The organism is Dehalococcoidia bacterium, from assembly GCA_035310145.1.
Lineage (GTDB): Bacteria > Chloroflexota > Dehalococcoidia > CAUJGQ01 > CAUJGQ01 > CALFMN01.
In genome coordinates, this window is sequence record DATGEL010000077.1 from 41,863 (window position 1) to 54,837 (window position 12,975).

Genomic DNA, 12,975 nt, shown 5'->3' on the forward strand with positions numbered 1-12,975 from the left:
TGTTTGCGAGCAAACGCCCGCCGCTCGACGGGCTCAGCTTCAGCATGGCGTGCGACGCCCGGCACAACATCGGTAGAACAGCGGAGGAACGGTACCTATCTTTTGCCGCGTGGTACCGAGCGGGAGCGGCCGGGGATTCCGGTCAGGCGTCGGCGGCGGGGGAATGCAGGCCGTGCGCGGTGGCCCAGGCGGCGACCTGGGCGCGCTTGTGCAGGCCCAGCTTGTCGAAGATGTTGGCGACGTGGGCATCCGCCGTGCGCTCGGAGATCACCAGCGCAGCGGCGATCTGGCGGTTGCTGAGGCCGCGGGCGAGCAGCCGTGCGACCTCCTGCTCCCGTGCCGTGAGTGTGCGGCTGCGCCGCGTACCCGCGCGGGGGCGCGACGCCGCGGGCGCCCCTGCCGCCGTTCGCGCGCCGGCGGGCGCTGCGGCTCCGGCTGTCGCGGGCGCCGTGCCCTGGAATCCAACTTCGCGCTGGCCCGCCGCGTCGCGCTGCTGCAGGTTCAGCGCCCGTTCCACGAGCCGGGCCATGCCGAGATCTTGCGCGATGGTCAGCGCCTCGGCCACGAGCTCCAGCGCCCGCGCACGCTCGCCGGGATCGCCGCGGGCGAGCAGCATGGCGGCGTGCTCGTAGTGCGTGGTGGCGAGCCACGGCTTCGCACCCAGCCTGGCGTGCAGCGCCTGGGCGCGCGCGAAGTGGCCCTCCGCCGCGTCCCAGCGGGCCAGCAACGCGGCCAGCAGGCCCAGGTAGTGCGCAACCGCACCGAGGCAGACCACCGCGGCTCCGGCCACGACGAGTTGCTCGGCGTAGGGAAGCAAGAGGTCGTACAAGACTGCGGCGCGTTCGCCGTCCCCGAGGCAGGCGCACACCTCGGCGAGTGAGGTCAGCGCAACCAGCCAGTTCGCATCGCGCGCAATGCCCTCGAAGCCCCCGCGCGCCAGGCGTTCGAACTCGCCGCGCGCGGCGTCCGCCTCGCCCTGCTCCGCGCGGACCGTGGCGAGCGCGGCACGCCACACCGGCGTATCCGGGAACCGTTCCACCAGTTCACGCAGCCACGGCTCAAGCTCGGCCGCGCGGCCCTGGAGGCGTCGCAAGGCGCCCCACTGCACGATGAACAAGGGGGTTGCGTCGCGGCGCTGCGTCCGGCGTCCGAGGGCGAGCGCCCGCTGAACCAGCTCCTCGGCCTCGGCAAAGCGCCCGAACAGCAGGGCGCGCATCGCCCGCCAGCGCGCGGCGCGCCAGAGGTGCAGCGGCTGCCGCAGGCTGTCGGCGAGCATGGCATGCGCCGCGATCTCCTTGTCAAGCGCCGCGCCGTCGCCCAGTTCCAGCAAGTCGGCGACCAGCCAGCGGCTGGCGGCCAGCATCAACTCCTGGTCGCCGGACGCCGCCGCCGCCTTGCGCATCGCCTCGCCGGCGGCGAAGCGCTCTCGCAGGTGCTGCGGCCGCCAGAGCGCCTCTCGCCGGGCGTTGAGCGCGTGGGCGAGCGCGGCCGGGTCTTCGAGCCGGGTGGCAACGTCCAGCGCCTGCCGGCTCAGGGCGATGCTCGGCTCCGCCTGCTCGGACCAGTACAGCGCGGCCGACAGCCCGGCCAGCACCATCACGCGCAGCGCGTCGTCGCGCTCGCCCAGCGCTGCCAGCGCCTGCTCCAACAGCACCACCCGGACATGGTCCACGGGGCCGGCATCGGCCACGGCACCGTAGCCGAGCGCGGCGCGCGCCATCCCTTCGGCATCGCCGAGCCGCCGGGCGATCGCCGCCGCGTTCTGAAAGGTCTGCCGCGCCGCCTCCACCTCGCCGGACCAGTTCTGCGCCACGCCGAGCGAGAGCAGGAGCGCGCAACGCCGCGCTTCGTCTGGCCGCGGCAGCAGGTCGAGCGCCTGCAGCGCCATGATGAAATAGCGCGCGGCTTCCTCGTAGGCCAGGGACGCCAGCGCGCTTTCCCCGGCCAGCCGCGCGTAGGCCACGGCCTTATCGGCGTCGCCGCCGGCAGCGGCCTGCACGAAGTGGTGCGCCAACTGCCCCTGGTGCGGATGGGCCGCTTCCCCGTACACCGCCTCCAGCGCCTCCGCGACCTGACGGTGCAGCCGCATGCGGCGCGTGGTCGGCAGCTCTTCGTAGAGCGCCTCCCGGATCAGCGCGTGGCTGAAGCGATAGCGGCCCGCAGCGCCGGGCATGGCGGCGATCAGGCGAGCGACCTCCGCGTGTTCCAGCAGCTCCAGCGGCGCGTCGCCGGCAAGCTCCGTCACCCGCTCAAGCTCGCGCACGCCGAACTCACGGCCGATTACGGCCGCGATCGTCAGCACGCGGCGGCAGGCGGGCGGCAGCCGGCTCAGCCGGTACTCGAGCAGTTGCAGCGGCCCGTGCGCATCGCCCCGGCTGCCGGGCATGGCGGTGGGGGCACCGCCACCGCTCCGCGCTTCGGCCGCCAGGCGGCGCGCGATCTCGGTGACAAAGAACGGATTACCGGCGGTTTCAAGCAGCACCGCCGCGACCAGCTCCGCCGGCGGCTCGACGCCGGTGATCTCCGCAAGGCACCGCACCACATCGGCCTCGGCCAGCCCGCCAAGCACGTGCCGCTCGTGCAGGTGCGCCCGCATCAGTACGGCGATCGTCCGGGCGAGGGGCTGCTCGCGGTCCACATCGACGCCGCGATAGGTTCCCACCACCAGCAGGCGGCTCCGGTGCAACTCCCAGCCGAGAAACTCCAGCAGGAGCAAGGACGGCCGATCGGCCCAGTGCAGGTCGTCGAGCACGAGCAGCAGCGGCTGGACCCGGGCCGCGTTGTGGAGAAAGGCCGCCACGGAGTCGAAGAAGCGAAACCGCGCCTGCTCGGGCTCAAGCGGCGGCGGAGCGGGCAGATCTGGCAGCCACTCTCGCACCTGCGGCACGACCTGGGCGATATCCGCTGCGCCGGCGCCCATCTGCGCCAGCACCGTATGCGGCTCGTGATCGCGAACGTAGCCGCGGATGATCTGGATCCACGGCCAGAAGGCCGGCGCCCCCGCGTCTTCCGAACAGCGGCCCCAGAGCGCGCGGACGCCTTGCAGACCGGCTCGCATGGCCAGCGCGGCGGCCAGGCGCGTCTTGCCGATCCCCGGCTCCCCGGCGATCCACGCCAGGTGTCCAACGCCGGCGATGGCCGCTTCCAGCCCGGCATCGAGCGCCGCCAGCTCAACCTCGCGGCCGAAGAAGCCGCCGACACGAGGCACGGACGGTGAGGTCATCGCAGGGCCGCCCGCAGACCGGCGGGACGCCGCCAGTCATTGACTATCAGACGCAGTATAGTCGCGAACGGCCTGGTTGTGCGGCTGGCCGTGGCCAGCGCGCAGCGCCAGCGTAGCCGATCCTCCGGGCGCCTTCCCTGCCGGGCACGCTTCACCGACTCGCGTACCCGCGCTGGTGCGTCTCCGCGGGATCGCACACACTGAAGCGCGAAATGAGGGAACGATGACGACCGCCGATTCGACCCGGGCCCAGCTCGAAGCGTTCCTGGCGCAGCCGCGCAACGTGATGGTCGCGGCGATCCGGCGCGACGGCCGGCCTCAGATGACTCCCAACTGGTTTCTCTGGGACGGCAGCCGCTTCTACATCTCGACCACGAAGACGCGCCACAAATACAAGAACTTCCGCAGGGACCCGCGCGTCCAGCTCGCCTTCGACGATCCCACGGGCTTTCAGTGCATCGTCTGTGACGGCACGGTCGAAATCTGGGAGGATCACCAGCGCGGCCTGCCCTTCTTCCGCCGGATCACGCTCAAGCACCGCGGCGCGGCGCCGGACGACCAGACGATCCTTGAACGCCTGGCGCGCGAGCAGCGCGTGCTGCTGGTGATCACCCCGGACAAGCCGATCGCGCGGTGGACGCACTGGGGCTTCTGACGCGCGGCACACGACTCTCTGAGCGTATGCACCGCTATACTTGTCTCAGGAGCCGAACCATGTCCGACGACGAACTGATCGCGCTGGATCGAGCCCAATCCGCATAAAGGCGGCAAGGATGAAGCTCGTCTGAAGCGCTACGCGATCCCGATCTGGGCGATCGCGGGCGAACTCCAGGAGCCCGACATCGGCGTTGCCCAGCTGGCGCGCGACTTCGATGTCCCGTCCGAGGCGGTCGAGGCAGCCATGGCCTACTATCGCCGGCATAAGTGCCTGATCGACAATCGCCTGCGCGCAAACGCGGTCTGACTGGTGCTCCACCAGCCAATGACGGCCGAAGACGCGGCAAGGCGGCTGGTCGAGATTGCGCAGCCGGCCGGAGCGCTGGTGGATACGCTGCATCGGTGGCGGCCGACCAGTGGTTGGATACCGCTTCACTGAAGGAGCCACGAAGGCATGGCACGGTACTTCCGCATACCCGCATGCCGGCCCGGCGGGATTACGTCATGCTCCTGCGCCGGCAGCGCAACAGTTCGTTTATACTGTGGCCGGCGAGGCACGCGGCACGGCGGGAGGATCGATGGCGGTTCCGCGAACCTACCGGGTGGAGTCGCGCAGCTTCGACAGGCAGATCAGCTGGCACTGGGACGCCGAGTTCGTGGGGCGGGCGCCGAGTCTGCTGATCGTGCACTCGGCCGCCGGCGATCCGGTCGTCTCCGGCGAGCGCCAGTATCCCTGGCCGGCCGACACGCTGCAGTTCTATTGGAGCGACCGCTGGTACAACATCCGCGCCGCCCTGCGCGACGGCACGCCCTACTTCTACTCCTGCAACGTGGCGATGCCTGCCGCCTTCAACGAGAACGAGGTCAGCTACGTCGACCTGGATCTCGAGCTGGCCGTCACCGATGGCCTCAGCGCTCGCCTTGAAGGCGAAGACGACTTCCGCCGCAACGCCGCCGCCATGAGCTATCCGCCCGATGTCGTGCAGCGGGCGCAGGACGCGGTGCAGGAGCTGCGCAGCCTGGTGCAAGCCGGCCGGCCGCCGTTTCGCGACCACGAGAGCCTGCTGCGGCTGGCGCGCTGAGACGCCCCGGCCCGTCGAGCGCCGGGAGATGATGGGGGGTTCACGTTTGCGTGCCGCGATGCCGCCCGCCCGGCTCGCCTGTTTCGCTTGCCTTGTGCTCGCAGCCCTGGGCGTCGGCCTTGCCCGACCGCCCGCGCCAGTGGCCGCCGCCCGCGCCTTGCCCGCCACGTTCTCATCTGTACACACGTTTCCACACACGGTGCCGCGGGTGTGGGTCGCGGACGGCGGCAGCGGCGCGCCATCCCCGGCCTCGGCACGCGTTGATGTCAGCGGCCGCGCGCCGAACGAACTGGGGCGCGTGCTGATCCTGGAGTACCACCGCATCTGGAACCCGGACGGACCCTGGCAGCGCTCGACCGCGGGGTTCCGGCGCGACCTCGAGCGGCTGTACGCGGCGGGCTTCCGTTCCGTCTCACTGCACGACGTCCTCGCCAACCGTATCGATCTGCCGCTGGGCGCCTCGCCCGTGGTCTTCACCTTCGACGACAGTTACGTGAGCCAGCTCTGGTTCACGGCGGACGGCACGCCGGCCGCCGACAGCGCCGTGGGCATCATGCAGCGCTTCGCCGCAGATCACCCCGACTTCGGCCTGCACGGCGTCTTCTACGTCACCTGGAACACGCTGTTCGGCGGCCCCGGAGCGCAGCGCACGGACCGGCTGCGCTTTCTTGTCGATCATGGCTTCGAGCTGGGGAACCATACGCTCAGCCATGCCGATCTCAGCCGCGGCACTCCGGCCAGCGTACAGCGCGAGCTGGGCCAGGAGCAGGCCTTCGTGCGGCAGGCGCTGGGCGGCTACGACATGCAAACCATGGCGTTGCCCTACGGCAACTGGCCGCGCGACCGCACTCTGGCGCAGGCGGGCACAGACGGCACGGCGGCATATCGCTTTCAGGCGATCCTGCAGGTTGGCTCCGAGCCCGCGCCGGCGCCCGCCAGCGCTGCCTTCAATCCCCTGATCTTGCCGCGCGTGCAGGCGGGCGAACAGTTGCTTAGCTACTGGCTCACCTGGTTCGATCAGCACCCCGACGACCGCTACGTCAGCGACGGCGACCCGGCCTGCGTCGCCTATCCCGCGCGGCTTAGCGCTCGCCTGCGCGCCGACGCGGCGCAGCGCTGGACGCTGAAACCGTATTGACACCCGGGCACTTGCCAGAGTGGCCGCTGTTACGTAAAGTCGAGCACGGCGGTAGGGTTTTCCATAAAGCCGTTACGCATAACGGCTAAGCTGTGTATGCTGAGGGGCGAATCCGCCGGCGCTTTGGCCGGAGAGGGAGAGCGCGCGCATCGACGGCACGCAACGGCTCAGGCGCGGCCCGCTGTACGATTACCACCTGATCAATCCCGAGCGGCTGGCCCGCGAACGCGCCCGGCGCCGCCGCCGTTTCCGCATCCACGCGGCCATCATCCTGCTCTTCGCTGCCGTGGCCTTCGCCCTGGTGCCGCTGCGCGGCCGCGCGCACCTCGGCTCGCCGCACGCCGCCGCCGCCTACATTCCACCGCGGCCGCCGCTGTTCGCGCCCGGCCCCGCGGACAGTGCCGCCGGCGCCGTCCGCGTTGCCGGCGAGATCCAGTATCTGCGGGCGCCGCTGGTGCTGGACGGCGTGAACCAGGCGCACACCACCGGGCTGCCCGTGCAGGCGAACAGCATCGCCGGCAGCGCGAACCGGCCGGCCGGCGGCCAACCCGCGGCCAACGCCGCTCCGGCAAGCGCCATGGCGACGGCCACCGCAGCAGCGGAAGCCGGCCCAACCGCGACGGCCACTCCGCCGCCGACGCCGTCGATCGGCTTCGCCGGCGATACACCGCACCGGCCCAACGTGCCTGACGACGGCGGCAGCGGCGGTGCCGAGGCGAGCCCGACACCTGCGGCCGGCGGCCCGCAGAACGGCCAACCGGCCGCGGCGACGCCGCCGGCGCCGACACCCACGCCGGACAACAGCCTGCGCCAGTACGCGACGAACGATCCCAACCGGCCGCTCTACTACGACCACGTGGTGCAGCCGGGTGACACCGTCTCGACGATCGCCGCGCGCTACGGCGTCTCCACCAGCACGGTGCTGTGGAACAACCCGCTGATCACCGACCGCGACGCGCTGTTCGTGGGGCAAACGATCCGGGTGCCCACCACAGACGGCGTGCTCTACAACGTGCATCTCGACGACACGCTCTCCGATATTGCAGACACCTACAAGGTGAAGCCGAGCGACGTGATCGCGCTGGCGGCGAACGGTGTGCCCAGCGGCGGCGCCATCCGCGAGGGGCAGACGATCCTGCTGGTCGGCGGCGAGCCGCCTCCACCACCGCCCCCGCCCCCGCCGCCCCCGACCCCCTCGCCAGCGCCGACTCCGCAGCCAACGGCGCAACCGCCGGCAACGGCGGCGGCTCCGGCTGCACCAGCCGCGCCACCGCCCGCGCCGGCCGCACCGCCAGCGCCGCAGGTCTCGAGCAGCGGCTGGGCCTGGCCGGCGATCGGGCCGATTACCAGCTACTTCGGCCCCAGCCATCCGCTGGGCATCGACATCGGCCAGGGCACGGGCGGCCAGCCGATCCACGCCGCCAAGGCCGGCACCGTCACCTTCGCCGGCGGCGACCCATGCTGCAGCTACGGCTACTACGTGGACATCGACCACGGCGGCGGCTGGAGCTCGCGCTACGGCCACTGCCGCAGCTGGCCGGTCGTCTCCGTCGGCCAGCACGTGGCACAGGGGCAGACGATCTGCTACGCGGGCAGCACCGGCTACAGCACCGGCCCGCACCTGCACTTCGAGATTCACCTGAACGGGCAGGTGCTTAACCCGCTGAACTTCTTACCGTAGTCACAACGCCAGCCGGCCCAGACTATACGCGCGGCAGCGTGTGCGTGGCAGGCGTCGTGGCCCTGCCCCAGGCGCACGTGAAGGAGCCGGGGCGGCTACCCGGCCGCGTCAAGGGATGGGCTGTGAGCGGGCCGTCACGCCGCACGGCTACCGCTTGTATTCCAGCACGGTCACGGTCGTTTCCAGCGGCAGGCTCGTCTTGGTGACGTTCAGCCTCGCGGTGGGCTGCGGCTCGGCCAGGCCCATCTGCTTGCAGAAGGCGTCGAGCGAATCGAGCTTCGCCGTGGCGTTCGGCGTCTGGTAGTGCATCGGCACGACGATGCGCGGCTCCAGCAGACTGATCACCTCGGCCGCCGCCTCGGCGTCGAGTGTGGTGCCGCCGCCCACGGGCACCAGCAGCACTTCGGCGCCGTTCAGCGCCTCCGCCTGGTCCGGCGTGGGAATGTGGCCCAGGTCGCCGAGGTGACAGACGCGCACCTCATCCATCTCGACGACGTAGGCCGTGTTGCGGCCCAGCTTCGTACCCTTGCTGCCGTCGTGATAGGTGCGCACGCCGGTGATCAGCACGCCGCCGACCTCAAACTCGCCGGGGCCTTGAATGACCCTGGGCTTGCCCGTGACGGCGCCGGCGTTGTTGTGCGCCGGGTGATCGTGGCTGACGATCACGACGTCGGCCTCGCCGATCGCGCGGGGGTTGTAGCCCGTCTCCGCGCCGAACGGATCGATCACGATCGTGGTTTCACGGTTCTTCAGACGAAAGCAGGCATGGCCAAGCCAGGTGATCTCCAAGACGGCTCCTCGTGTACCGGCAGTTGGCGCCTTGATCCGGCCGGAGCGGTTTGCGTCGCCACGATGGCGGCGTGGTTCGGCGGAAGCATCCAACCTCACGTCCCCGCTGACGGAGCGGATCGAAACTCAGCAGGCGTGACCGCTGAGGCGGGCCTGCGATTGCGCTTCCGGCCGGGCGCCGGGCGGCGGCGCGCCGACCAGCTTCTGGCGCAGGTCTTCGCGGAAGCGCTGCGGGCAGGGCACGGGCGGGAGGGCGCGCCGCACGAGCTGGCCCGTGTTGCAGAGCTGGCAGGCGATCGGTTGGTCGGGCTCTGGCTTCATCACAGCGGCTCCGGCTCGGGCTCCCGCCCTCTGCTAATCGTTGAGATCGCCGCGCGCTTCCAGATCGCGGCGCAGCGTATCCAGCGTGCGTCTGAGCAGGCTCTTGATCGCGCCCTCGCTGCGGTTCATGGCGCGGGCGATCTCGGCGTTGCTCAGCTCCTCACCGTATTTTAGCAGGATCAGGTGCTGGCGTTCCGGCGGCAGGTTGGCGATCAGCTCGCGCATCGCCTGCGCGTCCTCGGCCTCGGCGATCGGGGAGGGGCCCTCCGGCTCCGGGGCGCTCTCTAGCGGCGCGGTGGGCCGGCGCGAGCGGTCGCGGTGATAGTTGGCGAGCAGATTGTGCGCGATCGTCATCAGCCAGGCGCCGAAGGGCAGGCCACGCTCCTCGAAGCCGTCGAGATGACTGATCGCCTGGAAGAAAACGCGCGCGGTAAGGTCCTCGGCGTCGGCGGCCGACGCCGTGCGGTAGTAGAGGTAGCGGTAGACGCGATCGACGTAGCGTTCGTAGAGCGCGCCGAAGGCGGCGCGGTCGTCGCGGGCGCGTTCCACCAGCACGGTATCCGAGTCCGAGGGGGAGGCCGTCGTCATCCGCGGCTCCGCGGGCGGGGCCGTGGCCAGCCTCGCCCGGCCGGGTTAGTTGACACCATTATACTTGACAATGACACACTCAACCGCTACACTTTCGGTGTTAGCACTCTCCATGTGAGAGTGCTAATCAGGGAAGGACACGCCGAGTCCATCTGCCGCCGGCCGGCAGAGGTACACGAATGCTCACGGAACGCCGCGCGCAGGTTTTGCGCCTTATCGTATCGGACTATATCGAGACTGCAACCCCGGTCGGCTCCGAGCAGATCGTCAAGCGGCACGCCCTTGAAATCTCGCCCGCCACGATCCGCAACGAGATGGCCAGGCTGGAAGAGGATGGGTACATCTCGCACCCGCACACCTCCGCCGGCCGCGTGCCCTCCGACCTGGGCTACCGCTACTTCGTCGAGATGCTGATGGGCGAGCCCAACGTCAGCACAGACGAGCAGCGGCGCATTCTGCACCAGTTTCATCAGTCCACGGCCCAGCTCGGCGAGTGGCTGCAGCTTGCCGCCTCCGTGCTGGCGCAGACCCTCAACAACATGGCGGTGGTTTCCGGTCCGCGCGCCAGCCTGGCGCGGCTGAAGCAACTGCAACTCGTCAGCCTGCACGATCACTCGGCGCTGCTGGTCGTGGTCTTGCAGGACGTGAAGGTGCGCCAGCAGCAGCTCGCTTTCGGCGAAGCCGCGACGCAGGACGACCTCAACCGGCTGGCGCGGCAGCTCAGCCAGCAGTTCACCGGCCTGGGCGCTGCAGCGATTCGCGCCGCCGCCGGCGATCTGGGGGGACTTGAGCAGCAGATCGCGCTCGCCACGGCCGAGATCGTCCAGGCAGAGGATGTGGACGAGTTCCCCGACCCGCATCTTGATGGTATCCGCAACGTGCTCTCGCAGCCCGAGTTCTCGCACAGCGAGCGCATGCTGGACATCCTCGAAGCGCTGGACGGGCGCAACATCTCGCGCACGATCCCGCAGACAGACGTGAAGAGCAACGACGTGGTCGTGATTATCGGCGCCGAGAACCGCGAGAACATCATGCGCGGCTGCAGCCTGGTGATCGGCCGCTACGGCGAGGCCGACGGCCCCGGCGGCACGATCGCGGTGGTCGGCCCCACGCGGCTGCCCTACTCCCGCGCGATCGCCACCGTCCGCTACGTCGGCTCGCTGATGAGCGGGCTGCTCTCTCAGGCCTACGAATAATTCACGCGCCGTCCGGAACCCCGGCGGTCAGGAGCAGCAATGCCACAGTCATCACATCATCGCGGCCCGCGGCAGCCGGGGGCTGGCGAGTCCGCAGAGGGTACAACGCCAAACGCCAACGGCGCGGGAGAGAACGCAGCGAACCTGCAGCAACAGCTCGACGACGCGCTCGAAAAATCAAACACGTACCTGGCAAGCTGGCAGCGTACCGCCGCCGACTTCCAGAACTACAAGCGCCGCACGGAGCAGGAGCGCGAAGAGTACGCCCTGCTCGCCAACCGCGCCCTGCTCATCAACCTGTTGCCCGCGATCGATGACCTCGACCGCGCGATCGAGCAGGCCGAGCAGCAGAACGCCGGCGCCGGCTGGCTCGAAGGCTTCGAGGCGATTCAGCGCAAGCTGCACGGCGCTCTGGAAGCTTCCGGCGTGAGTGAGATTCCCGCCGACGGCGAGCCGTTCGACCCGAACGTGCACGAGGCCGTCAGCCAGGGTCCCGGCGAGCACGACAAAGTCATCGCCGAAGTCCGGCGCGGCTATCGGCTCGGCAGCCGCGTGCTGCGGCCGGCGATGGTCGTGGTCGGCAACGGGCAGCCGGCGGAGCAAACCGGCGCAGACGGTACGGACGGGCCGCAACACGGCAACAACTAAGCAATCCAAGAGACAGGGACCGGCGGCGGCAGTCCGGCGGATCCGGAGGGGAAGTAACCCATGAGCAGAGTGATCGGTATCGACCTGGGCACCACCAACAGCGCCGTCGCCGTAATGGAAGGCGGTGAGCCGACGATCATTCCGAACGCCGAGGGCGGCCGGATTACGCCGTCGATGGTGGCGATCAATAAGAGCGGCGAGCGGCTGGTCGGCCAGGTGGCCAAGCGCCAGGCCGTGACCAATCCGGAGAACACGATCTTCTCCGTCAAGCGCCTGATGGGCCGCAAGTACGACGACGCCGAGGTGCAGCGCAGCATCAAGATGGTGCCGTACAAGATCGTGCGCGCGAATAACGGCGATGCGCACGTCGAGATGGGTGGCCGCGCCTACTCGCCGCCCGAGATCTCGGCGATGATCCTGCAGAAGCTGAAGGCCGACGCCGAGGCGTACCTGGGCGAGAAGGTGACGGAAGCCGTCATCACCGTGCCGGCCTACTTCAACGACAGCCAGCGCAACGCGACCAAGGACGCGGGCAAGATCGCCGGCCTCGAGGTGCTGCGCATCGTCAACGAGCCGACGGCGGCCTCGCTCGCCTACGGCCTCGACAAGAAGAGCGACGAGACGATCGGCGTCTACGACCTCGGCGGCGGCACCTTCGACATCTCGATCCTCGAGATCGGCGACGGCACCTTCCAGGTGAAGTCGACGAACGGCGACACACACCTGGGCGGCGACGACTTCGACCAGGCGGTGATCAACTTCCTGATCGACGAGTTCAAGAAGGATCAGGGCATCGACCTGCGCAACGACCGCCCGGCGCTGCAGCGGCTGCGCGAGGCGGCGGAGAAGGCGAAGATCGAGCTTTCGACCACGCAGTCGACGGAGGTCAACCTGCCCTTCATCACCGCCGACCAGAACGGGCCGAAGCACCTGGTGATCAACATCACCCGCGCCAGGCTGGAACAGCTCACCGGCGACCTGATCGAGAAGACGCTCGGCCCTTGCCGCAAGGCGCTCGATGACGCGAGCGTGCAGGCGAGCAAGATCGACGAGATCGTGCTGGTCGGTGGCCAAACCCGCATGCCCAAAGTGCAGGAGACGGTCAAGAACTTCTTCGGCAAGGAACCGCACAAGGGCGTCAATCCGGACGAGGTCGTGGCGGTGGGCGCGGCGATCCAGGCGGGCGTGCTGCGCGGCGAAGTCAAGGACGTGCTGCTGCTCGATGTGACGCCGCTGACGCTGGGCATCGAGACGCTGGGCGGCGTCTCCACGCCGCTGATTCCGCGCAACACCACGATCCCGACCAGCAAGAGCCAGGTCTTCTCGACCGCTTCGGACGGCCAGAACAGCGTGGAGATCCACGTGCTGCAGGGCGAGCGGCCGATGGCGGCGGACAACAAGTCGCTGGGCCGCTTCATCCTTGACGGCATCCTGCCGGCGCCGCGCGGCGTGCCCCAGATCGAGGTCAGCTTCGACCTCGACGCCAACGGCATCGTCAACGTCTCGGCCCACGACAAGGGCACAGGCAAGCAGCAGAAGATCACCATCACCGCGTCTTCGGGCCTTTCCAAGGACGAGGTCGAGCGGCTGCAGCGCGAGGCCGAGCAGCACGCGGCCGAGGACGCACGCAAGCGCGAGGAGATCGAGGTCCG

Annotated in this window: 12 protein-coding genes; 7 read left to right on the forward strand and 5 right to left on the reverse strand. The window is 69.7% G+C overall.

The annotated features are described in order from the left end of the window. Positions 1–142: 142 nt before the first annotated feature. Entirely contained in the window at positions 143–3,223 is a 3,081-nt protein-coding gene (locus VKV26_14475; GenBank protein HLZ71104.1) for an AAA family ATPase, read from the reverse strand. Positions 3,224–3,446: 223 nt separating this feature from the next. Here VKV26_14475 and VKV26_14480 point away from each other — a divergent pair, with 223 nt between their 5' ends. Beyond that, positions 3,447–3,878 carry a PPOX class F420-dependent oxidoreductase gene (locus VKV26_14480; protein ID HLZ71105.1) on the forward strand — a complete coding sequence of 144 codons (432 nt, stop codon included), beginning with the start codon at positions 3,447–3,449 and terminating at the stop codon, positions 3,876–3,878. Between the two features lie 45 nt (positions 3,879–3,923). On the opposite strand, the gene VKV26_14485 is transcribed toward VKV26_14480, so the two are convergent. Then, entirely contained in the window at positions 3,924–4,280 is a 357-nt protein-coding gene (locus VKV26_14485) for a hypothetical protein (protein ID HLZ71106.1), read from the reverse strand. Between the two features lie 178 nt (positions 4,281–4,458). Between VKV26_14485 and VKV26_14490 the strand changes: the two genes are divergently transcribed. The 3 genes from VKV26_14490 to VKV26_14500 all read left to right on the forward strand — a co-directional run bounded on the left by VKV26_14490 (position 4,459) and on the right by VKV26_14500 (position 7,781). Next, the gene (locus tag VKV26_14490; GenBank protein ID HLZ71107.1) at positions 4,459–4,962 is read left to right on the forward strand and encodes a DUF402 domain-containing protein; all 504 of its coding nucleotides are present in this window, start codon (positions 4,459–4,461) and stop codon (positions 4,960–4,962) included. Positions 4,963–5,170: 208 nt separating this feature from the next. Beyond that, positions 5,171–6,100 (forward strand): polysaccharide deacetylase family protein, encoded by a 930-nt coding sequence (locus tag VKV26_14495; GenBank protein ID HLZ71108.1) that lies wholly within the window; start codon positions 5,171–5,173, stop codon positions 6,098–6,100. 286 nt (positions 6,101–6,386) lie between these two features. Continuing rightward, positions 6,387–7,781: a M23 family metallopeptidase gene (locus tag VKV26_14500; protein HLZ71109.1), complete on the forward strand. Its 1,395-nt coding sequence runs from the start codon at positions 6,387–6,389 to the stop codon at positions 7,779–7,781. Positions 7,782–7,928: 147 nt separating this feature from the next. Here the strand turns inward: VKV26_14500 and VKV26_14505 are convergent, their stop codons facing one another. From VKV26_14505 to VKV26_14515, 3 genes are all read right to left on the reverse strand, one after another. Continuing rightward, entirely contained in the window at positions 7,929–8,570 is a 642-nt protein-coding gene (locus tag VKV26_14505; protein HLZ71110.1) for an MBL fold metallo-hydrolase, read from the reverse strand. A gap of 126 nt (positions 8,571–8,696) precedes the next feature. After that, a complete protein-coding gene (locus VKV26_14510) occupies positions 8,697–8,891 on the reverse strand; it encodes a hypothetical protein (protein HLZ71111.1) in 195 nt (64 codons plus the stop codon). Positions 8,892–8,924: 33 nt separating this feature from the next. Then, the gene (locus VKV26_14515) at positions 8,925–9,479 is read right to left on the reverse strand and encodes a sigma-70 family RNA polymerase sigma factor (protein HLZ71112.1); all 555 of its coding nucleotides are present in this window, start codon (positions 9,477–9,479) and stop codon (positions 8,925–8,927) included. 179 nt (positions 9,480–9,658) lie between these two features. On the opposite strand from VKV26_14515, the gene hrcA reads away from it, so the two are divergent. The 3 genes from hrcA to dnaK all read left to right on the forward strand — a co-directional run. After that, entirely contained in the window at positions 9,659–10,675 is a 1,017-nt protein-coding gene (gene hrcA / locus VKV26_14520; protein HLZ71113.1) for a heat-inducible transcriptional repressor HrcA, read from the forward strand. 39 nt (positions 10,676–10,714) lie between these two features. Then, positions 10,715–11,323 (forward strand): nucleotide exchange factor GrpE, encoded by a 609-nt coding sequence (locus tag VKV26_14525; protein ID HLZ71114.1) that lies wholly within the window; start codon positions 10,715–10,717, stop codon positions 11,321–11,323. Between the two features lie 60 nt (positions 11,324–11,383). Next, positions 11,384–12,975 (forward strand): molecular chaperone DnaK (dnaK, locus tag VKV26_14530; GenBank protein HLZ71115.1); only part of this gene is annotated, 1,592 nt, incomplete at its 3' end.

Bases quoted from the DNA above. Each gene is read 5' to 3' on its own strand.
- VKV26_14525 (HLZ71114.1), top strand. From the start codon at position 10,715: ATGCCACAGTCATCACATCATCGCGGCCCGCGGCAGCCGGGGGCTGGC.
- VKV26_14475 (HLZ71104.1), bottom strand. From the start codon at position 3,223: ATGACCTCACCGTCCGTGCCTCGTGTCGGCGGCTTCTTCGGCCGCGAG.
- VKV26_14510 (HLZ71111.1), bottom strand. From the start codon at position 8,891: ATGAAGCCAGAGCCCGACCAACCGATCGCCTGCCAGCTCTGCAACACG.
- hrcA (HLZ71113.1), top strand. From the start codon at position 9,659: ATGCTCACGGAACGCCGCGCGCAGGTTTTGCGCCTTATCGTATCGGAC.
- VKV26_14480 (HLZ71105.1), top strand. From the start codon at position 3,447: ATGACGACCGCCGATTCGACCCGGGCCCAGCTCGAAGCGTTCCTGGCG.
- VKV26_14485 (HLZ71106.1), bottom strand. From the start codon at position 4,280: ATGCAGCGTATCCACCAGCGCTCCGGCCGGCTGCGCAATCTCGACCAG.
- VKV26_14490 (HLZ71107.1), top strand. From the start codon at position 4,459: ATGGCGGTTCCGCGAACCTACCGGGTGGAGTCGCGCAGCTTCGACAGG.
- VKV26_14515 (HLZ71112.1), bottom strand. From the start codon at position 9,479: ATGACGACGGCCTCCCCCTCGGACTCGGATACCGTGCTGGTGGAACGC.